The organism is Pseudomonas sp. DF11 (assembly GCF_058148565.1).
This window is the reverse complement of the sequence record NZ_JBYVYN010000004.1, coordinates 520569-545814: the sequence shown is the minus strand read 5'-3', so window position 1 is coordinate 545814 and position 25246 is coordinate 520569. Positions and strand designations below refer to the sequence as shown.

General features: G+C 61.3%; 19 protein-coding genes. 12 read left to right on the top strand and 7 right to left on the bottom strand.

What is annotated here, in order from left to right; translation table 11 throughout:
- Window positions 1–174: 174 nt before the first annotated feature.
- The 3 genes from AC30D9_RS15875 to AC30D9_RS15865 form a co-directional block, all read right to left on the bottom strand.
- The gene (locus AC30D9_RS15875; protein WP_490144373.1) at window positions 175–546 is read right to left on the bottom strand and encodes a translation initiation factor Sui1; all 372 of its coding nucleotides are present in this window, start codon (window positions 544–546) and stop codon (window positions 175–177) included.
- 168 nt (window positions 547–714) lie between these two features.
- Window positions 715–1272, bottom strand: coding sequence for an NUDIX hydrolase (locus AC30D9_RS15870; RefSeq protein ID WP_490144372.1), 558 nt, complete (start codon window positions 1270–1272; stop codon window positions 715–717).
- 3 nt (window positions 1273–1275) lie between these two features.
- On the bottom strand, window positions 1276–2343 hold the full coding sequence (locus AC30D9_RS15865) for a DUF2333 family protein (RefSeq protein WP_109752262.1): 1068 nt from the start codon (window positions 2341–2343) through the stop codon (window positions 1276–1278).
- A 285-nt stretch (window positions 2344–2628) separates the two neighbouring features.
- Here AC30D9_RS15865 and AC30D9_RS15860 point away from each other — a divergent pair, with 285 nt between their 5' ends.
- The 5 genes from AC30D9_RS15860 to accC all read left to right on the top strand — a co-directional run bounded on the left by AC30D9_RS15860 (window position 2629) and on the right by accC (window position 8950).
- On the top strand, window positions 2629–4299 hold the full coding sequence (locus AC30D9_RS15860) for a GGDEF domain-containing response regulator (RefSeq protein ID WP_116834085.1): 1671 nt from the start codon (window positions 2629–2631) through the stop codon (window positions 4297–4299).
- Between the two features lie 52 nt (window positions 4300–4351).
- Window positions 4352–6298, top strand: coding sequence for a methyl-accepting chemotaxis protein (locus AC30D9_RS15855; protein WP_307575976.1), 1947 nt, complete (start codon window positions 4352–4354; stop codon window positions 6296–6298).
- A gap of 313 nt (window positions 6299–6611) precedes the next feature.
- Complete coding sequence (gene aroQ, locus AC30D9_RS15850; protein WP_109752257.1) at window positions 6612–7064, top strand: type II 3-dehydroquinate dehydratase; 453 nt, start codon at window positions 6612–6614, stop codon at window positions 7062–7064.
- A gap of 48 nt (window positions 7065–7112) precedes the next feature.
- Window positions 7113–7577, top strand: coding sequence for an acetyl-CoA carboxylase biotin carboxyl carrier protein (accB, locus tag AC30D9_RS15845; protein ID WP_134922689.1), 465 nt, complete (start codon window positions 7113–7115; stop codon window positions 7575–7577).
- A gap of 17 nt (window positions 7578–7594) precedes the next feature.
- Window positions 7595–8950: an acetyl-CoA carboxylase biotin carboxylase subunit gene (gene accC / locus AC30D9_RS15840; protein ID WP_490144371.1), complete on the top strand. Its 1356-nt coding sequence runs from the start codon at window positions 7595–7597 to the stop codon at window positions 8948–8950.
- 78 nt (window positions 8951–9028) lie between these two features.
- Here the strand turns inward: accC and AC30D9_RS15835 are convergent, their stop codons facing one another.
- Complete coding sequence (locus tag AC30D9_RS15835; protein WP_490144370.1) at window positions 9029–13003, bottom strand: type III effector 1; 3975 nt, start codon at window positions 13001–13003, stop codon at window positions 9029–9031.
- A gap of 191 nt (window positions 13004–13194) precedes the next feature.
- Between AC30D9_RS15835 and prmA the strand changes: the two genes are divergently transcribed.
- From prmA to AC30D9_RS15800, 7 genes are all read left to right on the top strand, one after another.
- Window positions 13195–14073, top strand: coding sequence for a 50S ribosomal protein L11 methyltransferase (gene prmA, locus AC30D9_RS15830; RefSeq protein ID WP_490144369.1), 879 nt, complete (start codon window positions 13195–13197; stop codon window positions 14071–14073).
- Between the two features lie 30 nt (window positions 14074–14103).
- Window positions 14104–15330, top strand: coding sequence for a DUF3426 domain-containing protein (locus AC30D9_RS15825; RefSeq protein ID WP_134922686.1), 1227 nt, complete (start codon window positions 14104–14106; stop codon window positions 15328–15330).
- 185 nt (window positions 15331–15515) lie between these two features.
- Window positions 15516–16523, top strand: a complete 1008-nt coding sequence (dusB, locus tag AC30D9_RS15820; protein ID WP_307575970.1) for a tRNA dihydrouridine synthase DusB — start codon at window positions 15516–15518, stop codon at window positions 16521–16523.
- Window positions 16520–16840 (top strand): DNA-binding transcriptional regulator Fis, encoded by a 321-nt coding sequence (gene fis / locus AC30D9_RS15815; protein WP_003186237.1) that lies wholly within the window; start codon window positions 16520–16522, stop codon window positions 16838–16840. Before dusB ends, fis begins: the two co-directional genes overlap by 4 nt.
- Window positions 16841–16923: 83 nt before the next feature.
- Window positions 16924–18531, top strand: a complete 1608-nt coding sequence (gene purH, locus AC30D9_RS15810) for a bifunctional phosphoribosylaminoimidazolecarboxamide formyltransferase/IMP cyclohydrolase (RefSeq protein WP_134922685.1) — start codon at window positions 16924–16926, stop codon at window positions 18529–18531.
- Window positions 18532–18719: 188 nt separating this feature from the next.
- Window positions 18720–20015 (top strand): phosphoribosylamine--glycine ligase, encoded by a 1296-nt coding sequence (gene purD / locus AC30D9_RS15805; RefSeq protein ID WP_134922684.1) that lies wholly within the window; start codon window positions 18720–18722, stop codon window positions 20013–20015.
- Between the two features lie 99 nt (window positions 20016–20114).
- Window positions 20115–22892 (top strand): hybrid sensor histidine kinase/response regulator, encoded by a 2778-nt coding sequence (locus AC30D9_RS15800; RefSeq protein ID WP_490144368.1) that lies wholly within the window; start codon window positions 20115–20117, stop codon window positions 22890–22892.
- A 37-nt stretch (window positions 22893–22929) separates the two neighbouring features.
- On the opposite strand, the gene AC30D9_RS15795 is transcribed toward AC30D9_RS15800, so the two are convergent.
- The 3 genes from AC30D9_RS15795 to AC30D9_RS15785 form a co-directional block, all read right to left on the bottom strand.
- Window positions 22930–23610, bottom strand: coding sequence for a hypothetical protein (locus tag AC30D9_RS15795; RefSeq protein WP_490144367.1), 681 nt, complete (start codon window positions 23608–23610; stop codon window positions 22930–22932).
- Complete coding sequence (locus AC30D9_RS15790; protein WP_490144366.1) at window positions 23607–24311, bottom strand: hypothetical protein; 705 nt, start codon at window positions 24309–24311, stop codon at window positions 23607–23609. Before AC30D9_RS15790 ends, AC30D9_RS15795 begins: the two co-directional genes overlap by 4 nt.
- A gap of 63 nt (window positions 24312–24374) precedes the next feature.
- A complete protein-coding gene (locus AC30D9_RS15785; RefSeq protein WP_490144365.1) occupies window positions 24375–25184 on the bottom strand; it encodes a hypothetical protein in 810 nt (269 codons plus the stop codon).
- Window positions 25185–25246: the final 62 nt, after the last annotated feature.

The following is a 25246-nucleotide window of genomic DNA, read 5'->3' as shown; positions in this document are numbered from 1 at the left end:
GGTCGGAGGCTGGGGCAGTCTAGAGAGTGAAAATGACGAATTGCCTGTTCGCAAGGTAGACCCTGCTCCCAGCGATGAGTTTAGAAACCCGTTCAGAACAGGCTCTGTGAAAACCATGCGGGCGACCTCGAACGTGGGTTCGGGTCAAGCCGAGGGTGGTTTTCACAGAGGCTGCTAGCCGCCGGATTTCTTTGCCTTGAACCCGTGCTTGACCAGTTCCGCCAGCAGCAGCTCGACGTGATCGCCCTGGATCTCGATGATGCCGTCTTTCAACGCGCCACCGGTGCCACAGCGTTTCTTCAGCGTGGTGGCCAGTTCCTTGAGCGCGTCTTCGGCCAACGGCACGCCGGTAATCGTGGTCACTGTCTTGCCGCCGCGGCCTTTGCTTTCACGGCGCACGCGCGCAATGCCGTCACCTTCAGGGATGGCGGTCTGTTTGCAGATGCAGGCATTCACCGGTTGACGGCAATCAGGACAATGACGACCGGCGTCGGTAGAAAATACCAGGCCGCCCAGGGCGGCGAAGGATGCGGCTTTTTTGGCCACCGGCAATCCTCTTGGGAGGACAAAGACTGGCCGAGGGGGAACGTGCCTCGACCGCGAAACCCCACTCAGGCAGGGGCAGCGCTACTGGACCGCAGAGACGGTTCAGCTTGAAAAGTCGCGCAGTGTAACGGCAAAAAGCCGACTTGCTAAGGGCCAATCAGCGCCAATTTATAGCTTCTTTGCGACGCCGTCGCCATGGGCCCGCAAATAGCGCTCGAGCGCCGCCAAAGAGTCTGGGCAGTAAGGCTTGCACTGGATTTCCTCGAGCACCTGCTCGAGCGGCAGGAAACGCGCTTCGAGGACCTCTTCCGGTTGCAGGACCAGCGGGCCGTCCCACACCGCCGAGAACGCCGAGCACCACAGGCGACTGCCGGGGTCTTCGAAATAAAAATGGTCGTGGGCGGTCAGTTCCACGCCGCTCACCCCCAGTTCTTCCGCCAGCTCACGGGCGGCCGATTCGGCGTAGGTCTCATCGGCCTGCACCATGCCACCCGCCGCCACGTCCCAGAAACCGGGGTAAATGGCCTTGCTCAGGGTACGCCGGTGCACGCAGAGCTCACCGGCCGAGTTGAACAGCATGATGTAGGTGCCACGTCCGATCAGGCCGCGCTCGCGCAGCTCTGAACGCACCAGGCTGCCAAGCAGGTTGTCCTGCTCATCGACCCACGCGATCAACTCGGCATCCGAGGCCACTCGGTGAGCGACCTCCCGGGGGCTTTCGCTCATGTATCAGCCCTGGTTCAGCAGTTGCCGCAAGTCGATGACCGCTGCGTTGGCCCGGGAAATGTAGTTGGCCATGACCAGCGAGTGGTTCGCCAATACACCGAAGCCGCTGCCGTTGAGGATCATCGGGCTCCAGACCGGTTCCTGGGACGCTTCCAGTTCACGAATGATCTGCCGCACGCTGACCGTGGCGTTCTTTTTCGCCAGTACATCGGCGAAGTCCACTTCGATGGCGCGCAGCAGGTGCGACAGCGCCCAAGCCTGACCGCGGGCCTCGTAGAACACGTTATCGATTTGCAGCCACGGGGTCTCGACCACTTCTTCATCCACTTGTGGCACCTGGCCCGGGGCCGGGACTTCGGTTTTCAACGAGGTGTTGAGCTTGACCCGGCCAACGCTGGCCGACAGGCGCTGGGACAACGAACCCAGGCGAGTGCCGACATCCCCCAGCCAGTTGTTCAAGTTGTCGGCACGGGCGTAGAACAGTGCGCTTTTCTGGCTCGGGTCGGACAGGCGCGCCTGATAGCGGCTCAGGGAGTTGATGCCTTCCTGATACTCAGACTCACTGGAGGGCAGCACCCAACTGCGGTTATCGAAGTTGAAGCGCGGCTCGGCCTTGGCCAGGTCGGCGTCCTCGGCGGACTGGGACTGGGAACGGGCGAAGTCCTTGCGCAGGGCGCGGCTCAGGTCGCGAACCTGCACCAGCACGCCATATTCCCAGCTCGGCATGTTGTCCATCCACAGGCCTGGCGGGAAGCGGTCATTGGAGATGTAGCCACCCGGCTTGGTCAGCAGGGTCCCGGCCACCGTCTTGAGCGTCTCGACCGTGGTGTAGCCCACCACCATCTGCCGGCCGTCCTTCTCGGCCGCGGCCTGGGCGTTCTGCTGCACCGGGAACAGCGCGGGCTCCTGGCTCCAATACCAGCCGACGGCAATGGTCACCAACAGGTAAAGGCCGATCAACGTGGCCAGTGCGCGGCTGAAAAAAAGCCCGCCCAGGTAGCTGCGGGCCTCCGATTTCGGCTCGGCGGCACGTTCAGGCGCGCTGCCCGCGCGGTTTTTCCAGTCCAGCATGGCGATATCCCTTCAATCACTTGAGTTCACGGTTCGACCACAACCCTACGCCATCGTGCCTGATTTGAAACGCGATAATGCGCCACCAATCATGCCGGCCACGACAAGGCAGTCGAACCGGCACTATAAAGGAAGCGCTGCCAGCGGCCTATGAGACTGACCGGTCACAAACTGAATTTCGTGCCAGGACAGATTATTGACGTATGACACTCATGTGGGTGAAAAGAGGTGCTAGCATAGAGCCACCAGTCAATCTCAGCATGCACCTTAACTAGTTGTCAGGATATGACCGAGCCAGAAGACCCCAGCCGTGAGCGCCTCAAGCACCACTTTGCCCAGCGGGTAATTCATCAGGCTCGTCAGATCCTGGAGATTTGGCAGCGCCTGCAACGCACTGAGTGGTCAAGCACCGACCTGGCCGAGCTCAGCGAGGCCAATCTGCGCTTGCTGCGCTTTGCCGAGCGCTTCGAACAGCCCGAGCATTCCCAACTGGCCCAAGGCATCAGCCAGTCGCTGCAAGCGGTGGACGCCAATCGCGGGCGCCTGAGCAGCCACCTGATCACCGAAATCAACCGCTTGATGCAGCGCTTGTCTCGTACCGGCCTGCGCCACGGCGACCAGCTCGAACAAACCTTCCTGCCACCGCTGCGCAAACCCATCTACGTGTTGCTGCAGGACCATGACCGCGCCGAGCGCCTGGCCAAACAGCTGGAGTTCTTCGGCCTCAGCGCCCAGGCGCTGGACAATGTCGCGGCGTTCCGGGCCGCGATGGTCGAGCGCCTGCCGGCAGCGATTGTCATGGATGTGGATTTCAGCGGCCCCGGCGCCGGCCTGAAACTGGCCGCCGAAGCCCAGGAAGGCCTGGAACAACCGTTGCCGCTGTTGTTCTTCAGCCTGTTGGAAACCGACACGCCGACACGCCTGGCCGCGGTGCGCGCCGGTGGCCAGGAGTTTCTCACCGGCACCCTCGAAGCCTCGAGCCTGCTGGAAAAGATCGAAGTGCTGACCTGCGTCGCCCAGTACGATCCGTACAAAGTGCTGATCATTGATGACTCCCGCGCCCAGGCCATGCACACCGAACGCTTGCTCAACAGTGCCGGCATCATCACCCGCACGCTGATCGAACCCATCCAGGCCATGGCCGAGCTGGCGGATTTCCAGCCCGACCTGATCATCCTCGACATGTACATGCCGGCCTGCACCGGCACGGAACTGGCCAAGGTGATTCGCCACAACGACCGTTATGTCAGCGTGCCGATCATCTACCTGTCCGCCGAAGACGACCTGGACAAGCAACTCGACGCCATGAGCGAGGGCGGCGACGACTTCCTGACCAAACCGATCAAGCCCCGGCACCTGATCACCACCGTGCGCAACCGTGCCGCACGAGCGCGCAACCTCAAGGCGCGGATGGTGCGCGACAGCCTCACCGGCCTGTACAACCATACCCATATCCTGCAACTGCTCGAGGATTGCAGCTTCCGCGCCCGTCGCGAAGGCAAGCCCCTGAGCTTCGCCATGCTCGACATCGACCATTTCAAACGGGTCAATGACAGCCACGGCCATCCCATGGGCGACCGGGTGATCAAGAGCCTGGCGCTGTTTCTCAAGCAGCGCCTGCGCAAGACCGACTTCATCGGCCGTTACGGCGGCGAAGAATTCGCCATCGTCATGCCCGACACCGATATCGACGCCGCCTGCAAGGTGCTGGATGAAATTCGCCAGCGCTTTGCCGAAATCCACTATCCGGCCCAGCCCCAGGATTTGTGGTGCACCTTCAGTGCCGGCGTGGTGGAGATGAGCGATGACTCCGACAGCCTGATGATGGCCAGTCAGGCGGACGAAGCGCTGTACCGCGCCAAGCACGCCGGGCGCAATCGGGTACAGAGCGCCCGGCAATCAAAGCAAAGTGCCACCTTTTCATCGGAATCGACCGATTCAGTCATAAACCTGTAACGCAAGCGCAATAAATTCAGGCACTTACGATTCTGCCCTTGGTAGACCCTTGATGCGCCTGAAGCTGCTGACCAATCTCAACACCCTTCTTCTCGTTGCCGTGTGCCTGGGCCTTGGGGCCACGCTATGGTGGTCGCAGGTCGCCCTGGAACGCCCCTACTTGCTGATGGAGCGCTACCTGGGCCTGTCGCGGCAATTCCAGGGCGATGTGGCACGCAACATCGAGGACTACCTGGCCAGCGGCGACGCCTTGCGCCTGAGCGCTGCGACCCAGGCCCTGGAGACCCTGCAAAAAGACCTCGATCAGTTTCCCCCGGCACTGGCCAAGACCCTGCGCCCGAGCCTGTCGAACCTCGACAGTTTCAGCAAGACCGACCTGCTGGCCGCCGGCAAACTGGCCGGCGATCCGCAAGCCTTGTTGTTGCAAGCCGAGCGCGAACTGAGCGCCAGCCTCGACCAACTGGCCCAATACGCCAATGGCACCCCAGCCTACTTGCCCGCGTTGTTTGCCGCTTCGCAGCACCTGGGCCGGTTATCCCTTACACGGGACAAACTGGTCAGCAGCGGTCGCAGCGAATTGGCCGCCGACGTCGAGCGGGAACTGGCGAGCATTCGCCTGGAGGCCGAACGCCTCGACAGCCTGCCACTGCTGGGCGTCACTGCCAGCAGTGAGTCGGGCAGCGATGATTTCGCCGCGCTGATGGGTCTGGAGACCCAGGAAAAAACCGCTGCCGAAGATGCCGGCATCGCCCTCAAGCGTGAACTCAACAGCCTGCTGGGCCGCTACCCCGCCGAATTGACCCGTACCCGCGAACTGATCCAGAAACGCACCGAGCTGAGCAGCGCCACGCACCTGAAAATCGCCGACGTGCAACAGGCGATCGATGCCATGGAACCGGCGGTGCGGGCCCAGCATGGGCAGATCCAGGGAGAGGTTCGCCTGATCCAAGGGGTGATGATTGGCTTGATCCTGCTGATCGCACTGCTCATCGACACCTTGCAGCGACGCCTGGCCCGCACCTTGACGCACCTGGCTCCGGCCCTGTCGACCTGGGCCGAAGGGGATTTCAGCCGCGATATCCATGTGGGCGCCAGCAATCGCGAGTTGCAAGACATCGAAGCGTCGCTCAATCGTCTGCGCGCCTATCTGGTGGACCTGGTGGGCACCATCCGCGTCAACGCCGAACAGGTTGCCGGCAGCAGCCGGGCCCTGGCCGAGTTGAGCGGCGAGCTACACAGCGGCGCCGAGGATCAGGCCGGCGACACGGCGCTGATCCGTGATTCCCTCAGCGAACTGGAAGCGACGATCCAGCAAGTGGCCGGCGACGCCAGCCAGGCCGCGGACGCCAGCCGCAGCGCCGGCCATGCCGTGGAGCAAGGACAGAAGGTTATCGGCCTGAGCCTCACCGGCCTGCACGCACTGGTGGGGGAAGTGCAGGGCAACGCGCAGATGATCGAACAACTGGCCGAGGAATCCGCCACCATCGGCGGCGTATTGACGGTGATTCGCTCGATTGCCGACCAGACCAACCTGCTGGCCCTCAACGCCGCCATCGAAGCGGCCCGCGCCGGGGAAATGGGCCGGGGCTTCGCGGTGGTGGCCGAGGAGGTCCGTTCCCTGGCCCAACGCACGGCCGGCGCCACTGCCGAAATCCAGACGCTGATCGCCCGCTTGCAACTGGCCGCGCGCCAATCGGTGGACGGCATGCGTGCCCAGGTCGAACACGCCGAAGCCACCGCCAACCAGGCGCAAGCGGCCGACGGCGCGCTGGACGAAATCGTCGGCGCCATCCAGACCATCTCCGCCACGGCGGTACGTATCGCCGACGTCACCGCCCAACAAAGCGGCGCCGTCAGCGAAATCCGCGACCACAGCGAGCGGATTCACCAATTAGGTGCAGACAACCTGCTGCGCATCGGCCAGGGTCGGGAACAGGGCGACAACCTGCTGGTGCTGGGCGGACGGCTGCACACCGCAGTGCAGGCGTTCCGAGTTTAAGCGCCACAGAACCATTCCGGTCGCAGGACTAATGTCCGCCACTGAACCATTGAGGGAGCGAGCCTGCTCGCGATCGCGGTGGGTCAGCTTGCATCGATATTGAATGTGCCGCCATCTTCGCGAGCCTGCTCGTACCAAAGGGTTCAGTACAGTCTGGCGAAACCGGGGATGACCGGATTTTGGAGCATGGTCACAAATTTCGCGTAAACATCGGTCATCGTGCTGGCTATTGCCGAGAACTGGACAGTCATTAAGGCTTTGCGGCATAGTCGCCAGGTTCTGATACCTGCTCACAGATAACAAGGAACAGCAGATGGCGACCCTATTGGTCCTGCATGGACCCAACCTGAACCTGCTGGGCACCCGTGAACCGGGCGTCTACGGGGCCGTGACACTGGCCCAGATCAACCAGGACCTCGAGCAGCGGGCCCGCAATGCCGGCCATCATTTGCTCTATCTGCAAAGCAACGCCGAATACGAATTGATCGACCGCATCCATGCCGCCCGTGGCGAAGGCGTGGATTTCATTTTGATCAATCCAGCAGCTTTTACACACACAAGTGTCGCATTACGTGACGCGCTGCTGGCGGTGAGCATCCCATTCATCGAAGTGCATTTGTCCAACGTGCACAAACGCGAACCTTTCCGTCATCACTCCTACTTCTCCGATGTAGCAGTGGGAGTGATTTGCGGCCTCGGCGCCAGTGGTTACCGACTGGCCCTGGAGGCCGCCCTAGAGCAGCTTGAAAGACCGGCAACAGCTTGAACAACAAGCGTTAAACGCCCCTGACCGACCCTTGGGAGTTGATGATTCATGGATATCCGTAAAGTTAAGAAATTGATCGAATTGCTGGAAGAGTCCGGCATCGACGAGCTTGAGATCAAGGAAGGCGAAGAGTCCGTACGCATCAGCCGCCACAGCAAGACCCCGGCCCAGCAGTTCTATGCACCGGCCCCAATGCAGGCTCCGGCCGCCGCGCCCGCTCCAGCAGCCGCCCCGGTTGCCGCCGCAGCGCCAGCCGCACCTGCGGCACCGACGCTCAACGGCACTGTCGCCCGTTCGCCAATGGTGGGCACGTTCTATCGCAAGTCTTCGCCAACCTCGCCGTCCTTCGTTGAAGTCGGCCAGACCGTGAAGAAAGGCGACACCCTGTGCATCGTCGAAGCCATGAAGATGATGAACCACATCGAAGCTGAAACCAGCGGTGTGATCGAGTCCATCCTCGTCGAAGACGGCCAGCCGGTTGAGTACGACCAACCGCTGTTCACCATCGTTTGAACCGCGGAGAGCCTTTGATGACTGCGAAGTTGGAAAAAGTTCTGATCGCTAACCGCGGTGAGATCGCCCTGCGGATTCTGCGTGCCTGCAAAGAGATGGGCATCAAGACCGTCGCCGTTTACTCCAAGGCCGACAAAGAACTGATGCACCTGGGCCTGGCGGACGAATCCGTCTGCATCGGTCCGGCGTCGGCTGCGCACTCCTACCTGCACATCCCGGCGATCATCGCCGCTGCCGAAGTGACCGGCGCCACCGCCATTCACCCGGGCTACGGCTTCCTGGCGGAAAACGCCGACTTCGCCGAACAGGTCGAAAATTCCGGTTTCGCCTTCATTGGCCCGAAAGCCGAAACCATCCGCCTGATGGGCGACAAGGTATCGGCCAAGCACGCCATGATCGCCGCCGGCGTTCCAACCGTTCCGGGTTCCGACGGCCCGCTGCCTGAAGACGAAGAAACCGCTCTGCGCATCGGTCGCGAAGTCGGTTATCCGGTGATCATCAAGGCCGCTGGCGGCGGCGGTGGTCGCGGCATGCGCGTGGTACACAAGGAAGAAGACCTTATTTCCTCGGCGAAACTGACCCGCTCCGAAGCTGGCGCGGCGTTCGGCAACCCGATGGTCTACCTGGAAAAATTCCTGACCAACCCACGCCACGTCGAAGTCCAGGTGCTGTCCGACGGCCAGGGCCATGCGATCCACCTGGGCGACCGCGATTGCTCGCTGCAACGCCGTCACCAGAAGGTTCTCGAAGAAGCGCCGGCACCGGGCATCGACGAGAAAGCTCGCGAGGAAGTCCTGGCACGCTGCGTCAAGGCCTGCATCGACATCGGCTACCGCGGTGCCGGTACGTTCGAGTTCCTGTACGAGAACGGGCGTTTCTACTTCATCGAAATGAACACCCGTGTTCAGGTGGAGCACCCGGTTTCGGAAATGGTCACCGGTATCGACATCGTCAAGGAGATGCTCAGCATCGCCGCCGGCAACAAGCTGTCGTTCACCCAGGATGACGTGGTCATCCGCGGTCACGCGCTGGAATGCCGGATCAACGCCGAAGACCCGAAAACCTTCATGCCAAGCCCAGGTACGGTCAAGCACTTCCATGCCCCGGGCGGCAATGGCGTTCGCGTCGACTCGCACCTGTACAGCGGTTATGCCGTTCCACCGAACTACGATTCGTTGATCGGCAAGCTGATCACCTACGGGGCAACCCGTGACGAAGCCATGGCGCGCATGCGCAATGCCCTGGACGAAATCGTGGTAGACGGGATCAAGACCAACATCCCGCTGCACCGCGACCTGGTCCGTGACGAAGGCTTCTGCAAAGGCGGCGTCAACATCCATTACCTGGAACACAAGCTGGGCAGCCAGCACTGATGTTTCAAGTGGTGTAGAAAAGACCCCGGTCAATTGGCCGGGGTCTTTTTTTGCCAGTCTTTCAGACACGCGAATGAATCAGCTCAGCGCCACGGTAGCGAACGCGTGCGCTTCGATCTGCGCCGCCGTCGCCGGCCTGCCCTGCGGGGTGTGAACTGCACCATTGGCATTGGCTACCAGTGGTTCGCTGCGCAAGCGCGTCATGAACCCACGGGCACGCACCGACACCGGATCAGAACTCTTTTTCGCCCTCGCCAGCACCGGGATGTAGTAGCGCTCAACCTGATTCTGTGAGGTCTTGAATACCGAGGTGACCCCACTGCGCAGATCCAGTGACACGCCGTAGGTATTCCCGAAGCAGGAAGAATACGACCAATGATCCCAGGTAGGCTGCAGCCCCTTGCGCCTCATCGCCGATCTCACCCGCCCGCCAATATCGGCCCCCGTCAACCAGTCTCCACCCACCAGGGTGGCGCGGATATCCTTGGCGGCCCCTCCCAGGCGCTGCGTCACATCACGAACACTGCGTTCGATCAACGTGCGGATATTGTGATCGAAATGAATGACTGCCCCCACCCTGGTGGCCGGGTTGTACAGCGAAGCGATCACACAGGTCTGCGCGTTCAACGAGAACAGATAATTGTCCGCCGCCGCTTCGCTGAATCTCGCCACCACCGCTTCGCCTTGCAACGCGCCTCGCGCCACATCGGGGAAGACATGCCCGGGAAACCCCTCCCGCAGATCGCTCACTCGCCCCAGATTGCGTACCTCGTCATTTCCGCCGCTCATACCGACGGGTCTACGTGCCCATTTGCCATTCGCCATCCGGTACACGGGCGGCTTGTAAAATGCGCCGGGACGACGGGCATCCACCAGGCACAAACCGTCGAAATAGACATCTCCCCTTACCTGGTAGTACCGGCCTTTATGCCGTATGTAGAAGGCATTTCGTGGCTGGGTTGCGCTGGACGGGCTGAGATAGGTGCCCTGGAAAGCCCCGTCGGGCACCCACTGCAAATCCTTGGGCGGTTTCCTGACCGCCTGTTTCGGATTGAAACGGATGGGCTGGATCAGCGGCCCGGCTTCCTTGGTGGCAACCGCTGGCACATGCCTCAAGCGCTGGGCAGCCAGTGACGTCGGCCTCACGGCGAGCTTCAAGCTCCGGACGGCGTGCCCCAGCAGTGTGGCCATGCTCATTGCCCCAAGCGTGCCGAACAGCGCCCCCCAAGTCGCTTGCAACCAATGCTGGAGCGCCCGATTCGTGTCGCCCTGCACATGCGCCTCGATCGCCTGCCTGGAACTGAGGGCGATGAAACCGGCATCCAGCAATAGGGCAAAGGGCGGATAAACCATGCACACAGGAGCGGAGGCAAAGAGCAGTCCCTTGATCACCTGATACCTGATCATCTCGCCACGACTTTTGGTGACGTCCTCCACGTCGGTGACAGCGCGCTCGATGTAGGCATCGAATTGCGACGAGATATCCATCACCCGATTGAACTCACGCAATGCATCGATGCCAACACTCGCCGTCGCCAACCCCACCAGCGCGCGCCTTGCGGCGGCACGGGCACCGACTGCCACGCGCTCGAGCATGTAGTCACGCAGGCGCGCAGCGACCGCCCCGGGGAAGTCCTGGTATTGGCGGAACATGACGCCATCCGGAGCGTCGGGCGTGTACAGCCAATAGACCCCCTTCGGATCAAAGTACGCAAAGACATAGACGCCCAATACGACATGACCGCCGACGGTAAACCTGAACAGCCCCTCACGCGTTGCGACGGCCTCTGAACTCACTGCACCGTCTACAGGCATCGACTCACTCAGCAGCGTGATTTGCCGGGTGAGCCACCAGAATTCACCGGCACTCACCAAGGACTTGCCCGCCGCGACACGCAGGTCGCGATCCATCCTGGTCAACAACAGGCTGCGGTAAGCATTGCGTCGCCTGGTGTATTCGGGAGCACTGGCATCGAGGAACCGGGCGCGAATCTGGCGTGCATACTGCTCCCCCACATAAGCCCGCCGAATATAGGTCGCCAGCTCCGCACTGCGGACCTGCCCCAGGTCCTGCCCAACCGATGAATGGACGCCCTTCCTGGGATTATCGATGCCCCAGTTATCGTCATACCCATGGATGGCGAGATCCAGCAGGCTGGCGACCTTCGTCTTGCCATCCGCCAACCCCGGGCTGTAGTCGATGAGCACCGTTGCCGGGTCAACCGCTTCGCGCACACCCTTGCTGCGCATGTACGGCGCGATGGCCTGGCTGACCGTACGCTTGGCGAAGTCCACAAAGACTTCATAACCGGCCATCTGCTCGTTGAAGATCTGCTGATGAAGCCGAAACTCCTGGCTCAAACTGCTGATGATTCGCCGGGACTCCAGCGCCAGGGTGGCGTACCACTGGGGTGATTCGTCCTGCTCCACCTGCGCAAGGTTATTGGCCAGGCCCATTGCAACGGACGTCTCGAGACATGCCCTGAAGACCGTCGTCGTCCCCCTGAGGTCTGTGTTCAGATCCCACACCGCCGGCTTGTCCGCCACGCTAGCAAAGTACTCACGCGCCACATCACGCTCGGCCACAGAGAGTTGCTGCAGCAGGTATTGGCGACCCGCTTCGTTTTCAAGCCATGCCCCAATCTCCGCGCTCACGGCCCGAAGCGAGGGCAACTCGATCCATTCCTGGCCATCAGGCTTGCCGGGGGCATACAGCAACAGGTCACTGAGCTGTCCCGGCCTGTCTTCACGGTAAAACAACAGCAGATCGGAACACTTCAGCGCGTTTGGAAGGGCAAGACAGGACACCCGCCAAATGCTGCCCGATTGCGCCGAGGCCTCGCTCTCCCAGAGGGTTTTGAGAGCGTCGTGGTGGGCTGCCTGCAAATGACCGGCACAACGGGCGATATACGCGCTTTGCTCCAGCCGCGCCACGAACCAATCGAGCATGGCGTCCTTCAGGTCCGCGCGGTCATATTGGCTGCGCAATGCCGACAAATACCCGCCGGGAGCATCCACATCCGCCAGCAGTTGGATAATGAAGGCCGGCGACAGTGGCTGGTTACGCAACATGCCACCGTTTTCAACCAGGAACACCGACACGCTGTCCGGCCTTACCGGCCCCGCTGCCAACAGCTCGCTCAGGCTGCGGGTCTGCACCGGCTGGTCAATGATGGAACGCCACTGCAACTGCACGCGAATGCTGTCGGGCTCGACCTCCATGTCCAGTTCGCGCCGGACATAGTCCTTGGCCAGATGCCGGGCGAAGGCTCGCAGCGAACCCAGGCCCTCAAGCAGTTCATCCACCAGCGCCTGTGCTTGCGCGGTCTGCTCCTGAAAAGCCCTCAGCCGTTTGTGCTCAGCGTTGCTCAGCCCCCGCAGCCAATCAGGCAACTGCAAACGGGTTATCGCCTTGAGATTCTGGCGCTCCTGAGCAGTTGCCAAAGCGCTCAACTGATTCGTCCGACGCCAGGAGTCCTGAAGCTTTTCGATGTTTTCCCGTAGCCCATCGGCATCCAGGCCGATCAACTGGTCTGGCTGGAACAGCCTGTCGATCGCGACCCTATGCTCGCCGAGTTTTTGCCTGATCAGCGCCTCAAGCGCAGCGTCGCCCTCTGCTATTTGCCAATGACGGCGCAGATAGTCCTTGTAGTGCTGGATAAAACCGGCGGCGGTTCCTTCCACCACCTGGGCAATGACCTCCTGGCGCTCGACCGCAAAGCCCAGGTCGGCTCCGCCCGGCCACCGGTACGGCGCGTCCTGTTCATCGTCAGCCGCCACGGGCTCGCGATCGATCAAACGTTGTAGCACCGTGTCGAGCAGGGTGCCGATAAAGTGTGGATCAATGTTGCCTTGGTAATAATGGGTGCGCAGTTCGACCAATAAATACTCTTCCAGCAGCTCCAGCAAGGTCATCTGGGTTTGCAGTCGAGCGTCGATAACCGCCTGCCAGCGAGACAGTTTTTCCAAAGTCGCCTGGGCAGTTGCCACCTGCGGGGTCGCGACTACCCCCGCGCCGTTCACGTTTGTTTGCCACTCGGCCGTGTAGTCCATCACATTCCTCCCTGTTGCGTGGACCCGCACCTTATCCGCCCCTCAATGCGCCTATGTCATACATATATATATCGAAACACCCACACGGTCGGACGAGACTCGCTTATCCACTTTGACGGCGACCTGGCGTACACTGCGCGCCTTTGCAGCCCCGCGCTGCCTCCTGTAGATTTTTTCCAAAGGTGCCCGCCATGCCTTGGCTGCAAGTACGTCTGGCCATCAGCCCGGAACAAGCCGAAACCTACGAAGACGCGTTTCTTGAAGTAGGCGCCGTATCGGTAACCTTCATGGACGCCGAAGACCAGCCGATCTTCGAGCCAGAGCTCAATACCACCCCGCTGTGGTCCCACACCCATCTGCTGGCCCTGTTCGAAGGCGGTACCGAAGCGGCCAGCGTCCTGGCCCATCTCGAATTGCTCACCGGCAGCCCGCTGCCCGAGCATCACAGCGAAGTGATCGAGGATCAGGACTGGGAACGCAGCTGGATGGACAACTTCCAGCCGATGCGTTTCGGCCAGCGCCTGTGGATCGTCCCGAGCTGGCATGCCGCACCGGAGCCGGACGCGGTCAACCTGCTGCTGGACCCGGGCCTGGCGTTCGGCACCGGCACCCACCCGACTACCGCACTGTGCCTGGAATGGCTCGACGGCCAGGACCTCAAGGGCTGCGACGTGCTCGACTTCGGCTGTGGCTCGGGGATCCTGGCGATTGCCGCGCTCCTGCTGGGCGCCAGGGAAGCGGTCGGCACCGACATCGACGTCCAGGCCCTGGAAGCCTCCCGCGACAACGCCGGGCGCAACAATATTACCGAGGCGCAGTTCCCGCTGTACCTGCCGCAAGACTTGCCAGCGGTCCAGGCTGACGTGCTGGTGGCCAATATCCTCGCCGGCCCCCTGGTGTCCCTGGCGCCGCAATTGTCGAGCCTGGTCAAGCCGGGCGGACGCCTGGCGCTGTCGGGCATCCTTGCCGAACAGGGCGAAGAAGTCGCTGGCGCTTATGCCGCGGACTTTGACCTGGACCCGATCGCCAATCGCGATGGCTGGGTGCGCATCACCGGACGTCGGCGCTAGAATGACCGCCTGTACCCACCGGATTGCCGCATGACTGACAGCTTCGTCACCCAGTGCCCGCATTGTCACACCCGTTTTCGCGTCAGCCATGCTCAATTGAGCGTGGCCCGCGGGGTGGTTCGTTGCGGCTCGTGCCTGCAGGTGTTCAATGCCGCACGACAGTTGCTGGAACAGCGCACTGCCAAGCAAGCGGCTCCTGCCGTCGCGCCGCCCTCCAAGCCTGCCGTCGAAGCTCCGCCCCGGGCGATCAGCCAGAAACAATGGAGCGCCGCCGAGCTGGATCTGGATGACCTGGACAAGGAACTGGCGCGCCTGGAGCGGCGCGACAATCGCGCGCCGGGAAACACTGGCCGACGCCGGGAAGACAACCTGAGCGCGCAACGCGACTCGCTCTCCAGCGAGCAGCAAACCTGGCCCGACAGCCTGTACAGCGAAACCCCGAGCGAGCGCGTCGAAACCGTCCTCGATACCCCCTTCGAACCGTTCGAACCCCACGAACCGGCGCGACCACCGCGTACCGAGCCGTCCCTGTCCCTGGCCCTTGAACCACTGGAACCGGACGACGAACCTGTCGCCCCGCTCCACCTGGCGCCGGACGACGAGCCCGACGAACACCTCGAGCGCCTGTCCGCCACCGACGACCACGACGACGAACCCGAGCAACCGGCACCGTTGCGAAAGTCACGCGAACGCCAGGAACCCGGGATACGTGCCGAGGCACTCCACGACCTGGACGACGACCCGCTGCAACTGGACTGGCGCAAACGCCGCTCGCCCTGGGGCCGCCGCCTGCTGTGGGGCCTGTTGGTGCTGCTCGCCGCCGCGGCCCTGGGCGGCCAGTACGTTGCCTACCATTTCGAGGAATTGGCCCGCCAGGACCAGTATCGGCCATGGTTCCTGCAAATCTGTCCGACCATCGGCTGCGACGTGCCTTCCAAGGTCGACATCGCCAAGATCAAGAGCAGCAACCTGGTGGTGCGCAGCCATCCGGAATTCAGCGGCGCCCTGGTGGTGGACGCGATCATCTATAATCGCGCGCCCTTCTCCCAGCCTTTTCCGCTGCTGGAACTGCGTTTTGCCGACCTCAACGGGCACCTGATCGCCAGTCGCCGCTTCAAGCCTGGGGAATACCTGGGTGGCGATCTCGAGGGCCGCGGCGAAATGCCGCCACAGACGCCCATCCACATCGCGCTGGATATCCTGGACCCTGGTCCCAAAGCGGTGAACTACAGCCTGAGCTTCCATTCTCCTGAATGAAGCCGGCGCGGGTCGGTCGATTGACGGCAGCTTTCTGACTCACCCCACCCAGACCAAACCGCTGGCGATAACAAAATAGCTGTTCAGATTTTATCCAATTCGACCTTTATCCAGTCATCGAGAGCGGGTATCATGCCAACCCTTTTTCGAACTCTCATGATCCGGCCCCACTTCAGGGAAGTCCTATGTCGGCGGTACGCATCGGCCCATATACATTGCAGAACGGCCTGGTTCTCGCCCCTATGGCGGGCGTCACCGACCAGCCCTTTCGTCAGCTGTGCAAACGCTTGGGCGCAGGTCTTGTGGTTTCGGAAATGGTCACCAGCGACATGAGTTTGTGGAACACCCGCAAATCGCGTCTGCGCATGATCCACGAAGGCGATCCCGAGCCGCGCTCGGTGCAGATTGCCGGTGGCGATGCACAGATGCTGGCGGAGGCGGCCCGGGCCAATGTGGCGTTGGGCGCGCAGATCATCGATATAAACATGGGCTGCCCGGCAAAGAAGGTCTGCAACAAGGCCGCAGGCTCGGCACTGTTGAAGGATGAAGCCCTGGTCACCGAGATCCTGCAGGCGGTCGTCGCCGCAGTCGATGTGCCGGTGACCCTGAAGATTCGCACCGGGTGGGACCGGGAGAACAAGAACGGCCTGACGGTGGCGAAGATCGCCGAACAGGCAGGTATCACGGCGCTGGCGGTCCACGGCCGCACCCGTGCCGACCTGTACACCGGCGAGGCCGAGTACGACACCATCGCCGCGATCAAGCAGGCGGTGTCGATTCCGGTCTTTGCCAATGGCGACGTCGACTCGCCCGAGAAGGCCCGGTACGTGCTGGACACGACCGGTGCCGATGGCCTGTTGATCGGCCGGGCCGCCCAGGGGCGGCCATGGATTTTTCGTGAGATCGAGCACTTCCTGCGCACCGGCGAAAAGCTCGCTGCGCCGCAGTTGTCCGAGGTGGAACGTATTCTGCTAGAGCATCTGGCCGCGCTCCATGCCTTCTACGGAGAAGTCATGGGCGTACGCATCGCTCGCAAGCATGTGGGCTGGTATCTCGCAACCCTGCCGGGCGCCAGGGAGTTTCGCGCCCGTTTCAATCGTTTGGATGGTACGCAAGCACAATGCGCCGACGTTCAGGCGTTCTTCGCTGAGCGTTACAAGAGCCTGACAGGGGACGAAGGGGTGGCCGCATGACGATGATGACCGAGACTTTAGTGAGTGGAACAACACCCGTGAGCGACAACGTGAATTTGAAACAGCACCTCAATACGCCCAGCGAAGAAGGCCAGACCCTTCGCGGGAGTGTCGAGAAGGCGCTGCACAATTATTTCGCCCACCTTGAGGGCGCTGCCGTCACGGATGTGTACAACCTGGTGCTTTCCGAAGTCGAGGCGCCTTTGCTCGAAAGCGTGATGAACTACGTCAAGGGCAACCAGACCAAAGCCAGTGAGCTGCTGGGCCTGAACCGCGGCACCCTGCGCAAGAAACTCAAGCAGTACGATCTGCTGTAAGCATTCAATCAAACCAGAAAGGCGCCCGTGTAAAAAACGGTCGCCTTTTTTGCTGACTTCCCTTGCTTTTGATGGAAATTGAAATGACCGACCAGACCACCCGCCTGCCGATCCGCCGCGCCTTGATCAGCGTCTCCGACAAGACCGGGATCCTCGAATTCGCCCGCGAGCTGCAACAGCTGGGCGTCGAGATTCTCTCCACCGGCGGGACCTTCAAGCTGCTGCAGGACAATGGCGTTGCCGCAGTGGAAGTCGCGGACTACACCGGTTTTGCGGAAATGATGGACGGTCGAGTCAAGACCCTGCACCCGAAAATCCATGGCGGGATCCTCGGTCGTCGCGGCATCGACGATGCGATCATGAACGAACACGGCATCAAGCCGATCGACCTGGTAGCGGTCAACCTCTACCCGTTCGAAGCCACCATCAGCAAGCCTGGTTGCGACCTGCCGACCGCCATCGAAAACATCGACATCGGTGGCCCGACCATGGTCCGCTCGGCAGCCAAGAACCACAAGGACGTGGCCATCGTGGTCAACGCCAGCGACTACGCCAGCGTGCTGGAAAACCTCAAGGCCGGTGGCCTGACCTACGCCCAGCGTTTCGACCTGATGCTCAAGGCCTTCGAACACACCGCGGCCTACGACGGCATGATCGCCAACTACATGGGCACCGTGAACCAGGCTGCTGAAACCCTTAGCACAGAAGGCCGCAGTGAATTCCCACGCACCTTCAACACCCAGTTCATCAAGGCCCAGGAAATGCGCTACGGCGAGAACCCGCACCAGAGCGCGGCGTTCTACGTGGAAGCCAAACCTGCCGAAGTCGGCATTGCCACCGCCACCCAACTGCAAGGCAAGGAACTGTCGTTCAACAACGTGGCCGACACCGACGCCGCGCTGGAGTGCGTGAAGAGCTTCGTCAAGCCGGCCTGCGTGATCGTCAAGCACGCCAACCCGTGCGGCGTGGCCGTAAGCCCGGACGCCGAGGGCGGCATCCGCCAGGCCTACGAACTGGCCTACGCCACCGACACCGAGTCGGCTTTCGGCGGCATCATCGCCTTCAACCGTGAACTGGACGCCGCGACCGCCAAGGCCATCGTCGAGCGTCAGTTCGTCGAAGTGATCATCGCCCCTTCGGTCAGCGAAGAAGCCCGCGCCATCGTTGCCGCCAAGGCCAACGTGCGTTTGCTGGCCTGCGGCCAATGGTCGGCCGACCGAGTGCCGGCCTGGGACTACAAGCGGGTCAACGGTGGCCTGCTGGTCCAGAGCCGCGACATCGGCATGATCGGCAGCGAAGACCTGAAAGTGGTGACCAAGCGCGCCCCGAGCGAGCAGGAAATCAACGACCTGATCTTCGCCTGGAAAGTCGCCAAGTACGTCAAGTCCAACGCCATCGTCTACGCCAAGAACCGCCAGACCATCGGCGTTGGCGCCGGCCAGATGAGCCGCGTGAACTCGGCCCGTATCGCCGCCATCAAGGCCGAGCACGCCGGTTTGCAGGTACAAGGCGCGGTCATGGCCTCCGATGCGTTCTTCCCGTTCCGCGACGGCATCGACAATGCGGCCAAGGTCGGCATCACCGCGGTGATCCAGCCGGGTGGCTCGATGCGTGACAACGAAGTGATTGCTGCGGCCGACGAGGCTGGCATCGCCATGGTATTCACCGGCATGCGCCACTTCCGTCACTAACAAGACGACGGCCGCACTGAAGCCGGTATCTGCTGCGTTGGAGCCGACCTCGATGATGCTCATTGCCAAAAGGCAACTCCGCTCATCGAGGTCGACTCCGCCTTGCATCTACCGACTTCATTGCGACCTCCTACGGCACAAAATGCCCTAGGCTCCAAACAGAATCAGCGTCATCCGAGGTTTTTGAAATGAATGTTTTGATCATTGGCAGCGGTGGCCGCGAACACGCCCTGGCCTGGAAAGTGGCTCAGGATCCGCGTGTGCAGAAGGTCTTCGTGGCACCGGGCAATGCCGGCACCGCCATCGAAGCCAAGTGCGAAAACGTCGCCATCGACGTGCTGGCCCTGGAACAACTGGCCGATTTCGCCGAGAAAAACGTTTCACTGACCATCGTCGGCCCGGAAGTGCCACTGGTCGCCGGCGTGGTCGATCTGTTCCGCTCCCGTGGCCTGGACTGCTTCGGTCCGACCGCCGGTGCCGCGCAACTGGAAGGCTCGAAAGCGTTCACCAAGGATTTCCTGGCGCGGCACAAGATCCCGACCGCCGACTACCAGAACTTCACCGAAATCGAACCGGCCCTGGCCTACCTGCGCGAGAAAGGCGCACCGATCGTGATCAAGGCCGACGGCCTGGCCGCCGGTAAAGGCGTGATCGTCGCCATGACCCTGGCCGAAGCCGAAGACGCCGTGCGCGACATGCTCGCTGGCAATGCCTTCGGTGACGCCGGTTCGCGCGTGGTGATCGAAGAATTCCTCGACGGCGAGGAAGCCAGCTTCATCGTCATGGTCGATGGCAAGAACGTCCTGCCAATGGCTACCAGCCAGGACCACAAGCGCGTCGGCGATGGCGACAGCGGCCCGAACACCGGCGGCATGGGCGCCTACTCCCCGGCCCCGGTGGTGACCGCCCAGGTGCACGAGCGGGTCATGGACCAGGTGATCTGGCCGACCGTGCGCGGAATGGCCGAGGAAGGTAATGTCTACACCGGTTTCCTCTATGCTGGCCTGATGATCGACAAGGCTGGTAACCCAAAAGTCATCGAATTCAACTGCCGTTTCGGCGATCCTGAGACCCAGCCGGTGATGCTGCGCCTGCAATCGAGCCTGGTCCTGCTGGTCGAGGCCGCACTGGCCCAGGCACTGGACAAGGTCGAAGCCCAATGGGACCCACGCCCAAGCGTCGGTGTCGTATTGGCGGCCGGCGGTTACCCAGGCGACTATGCCAAAGGTAGCGCGATCTTGGGCCTGGACGCCGCGGCCCGGTTGGAAGGCAAGGTCTTCCATGCAGGCACAGCGTTGAAGGATGGACACGTGGTCACCGCCGGCGGTCGTGTGCTTTGCGCCACCGCCATGGGCGCGAGTGTCGACGAAGCTCAGCAGCAGGCCTACAAGCTTGCCGCCGAGATCGACTGGGAAGGTTGTTTCTACCGCAAGGACATTGGCTATCGCGCCATTGCCCGTGAGCGTGGCGAAAATCTGGAATAACCCAGCCATTCAGCCAGGCAAGGGTCTGCAGCCCTTGCCTGACTGTTCCGGCGCCGCGCATAGTTATAATCTGGCATCAACCTACGAAGGGATTTCGCCGTGCGCTGGCTCAGGATTGCCATAGGCCTTACCGTCACCCTGCTGACGCTGCTCTGCATGCTCCCGGCCCAGGCCGCGCCAGGCAGTGGCTGGGCGGTATTGCTCGACGAACAGGGCGACCTGACGCTGAGCGACATCCGTTCTCCCCGCTACACCAATCAATTCAGCCCCATCGACCTGGATCGCCTCAAGGCCGCCGAGCCCGGTGGGGCATTGTGGTTGCGTTTCCGCCTGGCCCCCGACCGACACGAACAGATCCTGCGCATCTTCGCGCCCGACCTGTCGCGCCTGAATCTCTATGTGCTGGACGGCGACACCCTGGTTGACCAACAAGTCAGCGGCAATGCCACGCCGCACACCGAACCTGTGGTACCCAGCAACGACTTCATGCTGCCCCTGCCGCGCAGCGACAAATCGCTGGACGTCTACCTGCAGCTGGCCTCGCGCCATGAACTTCGCCCCTACGTCACCTTGCAATCGGCAGTCGTGGCGGCGGCCGACCAGAACCAGACGCTGATCTATGGGTTGCTGTTCGGCTGCATCGCCATGCTGATCCTGCACAACCTCACCCGCTATGCCTACACTCGCTCACGCAGTTGCCTGTGGCTGGCAGCCTGTGAAGGGCTGCTGATGCTCAGCCTCGCGCTGCTGCTGAACCTGGCCGGGCCCTGGCTGCCTGACTGGCCGGCGGTCCAGACGCCGGGGGCCTACCTGGCCTTGTTGCTGACGGCGCCCTGCGGCCTGATGTTCGCCTACCGTTTCTTCGCGCCCCTGGGACCGCACCCGTTGAACCGGCTGCTGCTGGGGGACATTGTGTTCGTCATGCTGTGCTGCCTGTTGCTGTTGTTCGTCAATACGCTGCCGCTCAATATCATGACCTATGCCCTGGTGGCCCTGGCCGGCCTGAGCATGCTGTTCGTCAGCGCCTGGCACTGGCAAAAGGGCTACCGCCCGGCCCGGCTGTTCGTCGCGGCCATGGTGGTCTTCAACCTGGGTACGCTGATCACCCTTCCGGCGCTGCAAGGGCTCACCGAAGTTCCTCCCCAGGGCTTGATCATCACCCTGCTGATCTTCATCTGCATCAGCGGCCTGTTGATGAGTGTCGCCTTGGGCGAACGCCAGCGCTCGATCAACGAGAGCCGCTTCAGCATCAGCCGCGACCTGGCGGCGAGCAATGCCGAAATCAATGCCAAGGCCGAGTTCCTGGCCAAGATCAGCCACGAGATCCGCACCCCGATGAACGGCGTGCTGGGCATGACCGAGCTGCTGCTGGGTACGCCGTTGTCGGTCAAGCAGCGCGACTACGTGCAGACGATCCACAGCGCCGGCAATGAACTGCTGACCCTGATCAACGAGATCCTCGACATTTCCCGGCTCGAATCCGGGCAAATCGAGCTGGACGACGTGCAGTTCGACCTCAACGCACTGATCGAGGATTGCCTGAGTATCTTCCGCGCCAAGGCCGAACAGCAGAATGTCGAGCTGATCAGTTTCATCCAGCCCCAGGTGCCGCGAGTGATCAGTGGTGACCCGACACGGCTGCGCCAGGCGCTGCTGAGCCTGTTGGAAAACGCCCTGAAGAAGACCGACGAGGGCGAAGTGCTGATCGTCGTCGCCCTCGACGAGCGCAGCAATCAGCCACGCCTGCGCATCGCCGTGCAGGACAGCGGGACACCGATGGACGCCGAAGAGCGCGACACGCTGATGCACGCCGAGCTGCACAGCAAGAATTTCCTTTCGGCCACGCGCCTGGGCGGCAACCTGGGCCTGGTCATCGCCCGCCAGTTGATCATCCTGATGCACGGGGAATTCGGCATCAAAAGCGGCAGCAACCAGGGCAGTACCTTATGGCTGACCCTGCCCCTGGACCCGGATCGCCTCGAACATCCGACTTCCGACCTCGATGGCCCCCTGCAAGGGGCACGGGTGTTGATCGTCGACGACAACGACACCTGCCGCAAAGTACTGGTGCAACAGTGCAGCGCCTGGGGCCTGAACGTCAGCGCGGTGCCATCGGGCAAGGAAGCCCTGGCGCTACTGCGCACCAAGGCCCACCTGCGGGATTACTTCGACGTGGTGCTGCTGGACCAGAACATGCCGGGCATGACCGGCATGCAACTGGCAGCCAAGATCAAGGAAGACCCGAGCCTGAACCACGACATCCTGTTGATCATGCTCACCGGTATCAGCAACGCGCCGAGCAAGATCGTGGCGCGCAACAGCGGGGTCAAGCGCATCCTCGCCAAACCGGTGGCCGGTTATACCCTCAAGACCACCCTGGCGGACGAGCTGAACCAGCGCAACAGGGGCCAGGCGACGAATGTACAAGTGAATGCCGGCCCGCCCATGCCGGTGAAGGTACCGAGCGATTTCCGCATCCTGGTGGCCGAGGACAACAGCATTTCCACCAAGGTCATTCGCGGCATGCTCGGCAAGCTCAACCTGCAACCCGACACCGCCAGCAACGGCGAAGAAGCCCTCAAGGCCATGAAGGAACAGCGCTACGACCTGGTCCTGATGGACTGTGAAATGCCGATCCTCGACGGCTTTTCCGCCACCCAGCAATTGCGCGCCTGGGAAATGGGCAACCAGCGGACCCGCACTCCCGTGGTGGCGCTCACCGCGCACATCCTGGCCGAACACAAGGAGCGCGCCCGTCAGGCCGGGATGGACGGGCACATGGCCAAGCCGGTGGAGCTGTCGCAATTGCGCGAGCTGATCGAGCACTGGGTGGCTCAGCGTGATCAGCAGAACAGGTCGGCGGCGCACACATCCTAGGCGGCGACATGGCAGTCAGCGGGCCCCGCCGCTCTGTTCAAAGTTCCAACGCATGCAGATGGCGGACTGTCTCGCTCATCACCGCGGCGGCGACTTTCTCCCTGAACGTTGCGTAGTGCAGCGTGTTGAATGTAATGACCGCCATTTCTTCCTGGCTGCTTTCCACCACGTCCTCTATCGGCCAGAACAGAAATCTCGAGACCGTTCTGCGGGTACGGAACTGCTTGTGGTAGAGGCCTATTTCTATTCTCCCGGAAGACTTGGACGTGCAAGGGATCACCTGGAAGCATCCCGTGTCACGCATCAGGCTTGTCCTTTCGAATACCTCGAGCGCATCGGGATTACGCCTCAGGGTTCCTAACGCCTGGCTCGCCTGCCGGGAAAAGCGTTCATCAAATGACCGGGATATTTGCCGCGAAACGCTATCGGCCATCAATCCCTGCCCCGCCCGCCCGGCATTGACAGGACGCGCCGAATCCCATCCCAGATACCTGAGTTTATTCTTGTAATAGTCAAACCAGTTGCCGACCAAACCGTCCTTGTAGGCCGAACGTGTTGCCAATTGCGCGTACAAGTTACTCAGGTAGATATCCTCTCGATCCTGGAGGGACAGGCCCTCATCGAATGACACGATACTGCCACCCACCACGGCAGCCGCCGGAGTGTCACTGCGCAGAAGTACCTGCCCATTGGCCGGTCGAATCCCCATGTCATTCATAAAGACACAGCCCCCGTCACCCCATGCTCGACCGCGTCGGAAATATCAAAGATGTTCCTGGCGGCCTTATCCCCCAGTTTCTTGATAATTGCATCGCGAACAGGCGCATAGAGCGCATCGGACAAGTTCGCCTGAAAGCACCGCAGTTGAATTGTGCCCGGTACCGGATCGGTGGAGAAAAGTGGCCCAAGCGGATTAGCGGTACTGTGCCTGGTGTCAAATTCCAAGCAGACAACGTTCAGCACAGGCCCTCGCTGGGCCAGAATGACTTGCAGCCTGACCCTGCACGAAAGCTCCGGGGATTTGGGGCCCTGAACCCACTCGCGCAATTCTTCAATGGCCGGCAAGGAGCAAGGCAATTGAGCGACACGATTCAACAGGCGCGTGAATTCAGTCACTTTAGTTTGACCAACATACGCCCCCAGTCGTTTTTCCACCCAAGACATCATGGTGTATTTTGATGGCGTATCGAGTGTAAAGTTGTCCCACGTTACCGCCTTTTGCAACCAACCGTTCTGTAATACTTCCCGGTATGCCCCATACCATTCATCCGGCGAAGAAAGAGCTGGATACTTCTTGCTGGCTACCAACTGCGCAAACAACACCGAATTCATTACATCGCACTTCTCCTGTTCCAGCATATCGGCTGACAGCAAGACAACAGCTCCGGCATTGATAAAAACCGAACAATCATCACTCATTATAATCACCTGATTCGCTAAGGGATGGCGACCACTGCGTGGTCGCCAAGAGATCACATGAGGTTAAATCTCATACTCTTCGATCTTTTTCTGCGCACGATCACCCAACCTTGCAATGATGGTGGCTCGGGTCCGATTAATAATTGACGGCACCATGGTCATATGACATTCACCGCGATACAGATCGACCGAACTGCTGTCCCAATTCACAAACAGCACTTTGGTCTGATTCGTCCGATTAATGAAACGCACGGCCCCCAATGCCATGATGACTTCGCCGTGTGGGGTTTCGTGGCAGGTCGCCACACCAAAACCACCCGCACCGGTCTCCCTGATATTTTGATCAAAGAGTTGAAGTGGCTTGTCACTGCTTTGCAGCGCAGCTATTGCGTCACCTGCCACTTTAAGCATCAGCGCCGACGTTGGACCAGGAACAGCGGCGGCAGCCACGGCCGAACCCAGGATCCTCAACACCAGTTGATCCATCTTGAAGCTCCTGCCCGACGCCGCGACTGTGTCGTAATAGCGTTGCAGGATCGTCCAGCCGCAGTCTTGCATGACTTGCAGAAAGAACTGATACCACTCTCTACCTTGATCTTCCCGTGGATACGCCCTGTTCGCCGCCAGCGATGCATACAGATAGGAATGCTGGATATCCACCTGATTTTGCTCAGTCATTCCCGAGACGAATGCCAGGATACTTTCCCCGACAATCGAAGCGCGGTCCGGCTTTTCCACAGCTGCTTTATACCCGACAGGATTGATTGCAACAGTGCGCGAAGAAACAACAACATTTTCCGGCATGATTTCATAACTATTCAGCCGATCAAGACGATCAGCCAAGGTTAAAACCGAATCAAACTTAACACTCATAGATATATTCCTTATTTAATTAAGGCCCTCCATGGACCCCGAGAACAACATGACTCAAACCC

Excerpts from the sequence above, each read along its gene's own strand:
- purD (WP_134922684.1), top strand. The coding sequence starts at position 18,720 with ATGAATGTTTTGATCATTGGCAGCGGTGGCCGCGAACACGCCCTGGCC.
- purH (WP_134922685.1), top strand. The coding sequence starts at position 16,924 with ATGACCGACCAGACCACCCGCCTGCCGATCCGCCGCGCCTTGATCAGC.
- AC30D9_RS15790 (WP_490144366.1), bottom strand. The coding sequence starts at position 24,311 with ATGAGTGATGATTGTTCGGTTTTTATCAATGCCGGAGCTGTTGTCTTG.
- AC30D9_RS15855 (WP_307575976.1), top strand. The coding sequence starts at position 4,352 with ATGCGCCTGAAGCTGCTGACCAATCTCAACACCCTTCTTCTCGTTGCC.
- aroQ (WP_109752257.1), top strand. The coding sequence starts at position 6,612 with ATGGCGACCCTATTGGTCCTGCATGGACCCAACCTGAACCTGCTGGGC.
- AC30D9_RS15835 (WP_490144370.1), bottom strand. The coding sequence starts at position 13,003 with ATGGACTACACGGCCGAGTGGCAAACAAACGTGAACGGCGCGGGGGTA.
- AC30D9_RS15795 (WP_490144367.1), bottom strand. The coding sequence starts at position 23,610 with ATGAATGACATGGGGATTCGACCGGCCAATGGGCAGGTACTTCTGCGC.
- AC30D9_RS15870 (WP_490144372.1), bottom strand. The coding sequence starts at position 1,272 with ATGAGCGAAAGCCCCCGGGAGGTCGCTCACCGAGTGGCCTCGGATGCC.
- AC30D9_RS15865 (WP_109752262.1), bottom strand. The coding sequence starts at position 2,343 with ATGCTGGACTGGAAAAACCGCGCGGGCAGCGCGCCTGAACGTGCCGCC.
- AC30D9_RS15785 (WP_490144365.1), bottom strand. The coding sequence starts at position 25,184 with ATGAGTGTTAAGTTTGATTCGGTTTTAACCTTGGCTGATCGTCTTGAT.
- fis (WP_003186237.1), top strand. The coding sequence starts at position 16,520 with ATGACGATGATGACCGAGACTTTAGTGAGTGGAACAACACCCGTGAGC.
- AC30D9_RS15860 (WP_116834085.1), top strand. The coding sequence starts at position 2,629 with ATGACCGAGCCAGAAGACCCCAGCCGTGAGCGCCTCAAGCACCACTTT.
- accC (WP_490144371.1), top strand. The coding sequence starts at position 7,595 with ATGACTGCGAAGTTGGAAAAAGTTCTGATCGCTAACCGCGGTGAGATC.
- prmA (WP_490144369.1), top strand. The coding sequence starts at position 13,195 with ATGCCTTGGCTGCAAGTACGTCTGGCCATCAGCCCGGAACAAGCCGAA.
- dusB (WP_307575970.1), top strand. The coding sequence starts at position 15,516 with ATGTCGGCGGTACGCATCGGCCCATATACATTGCAGAACGGCCTGGTT.
- accB (WP_134922689.1), top strand. The coding sequence starts at position 7,113 with ATGGATATCCGTAAAGTTAAGAAATTGATCGAATTGCTGGAAGAGTCC.
- AC30D9_RS15825 (WP_134922686.1), top strand. The coding sequence starts at position 14,104 with ATGACTGACAGCTTCGTCACCCAGTGCCCGCATTGTCACACCCGTTTT.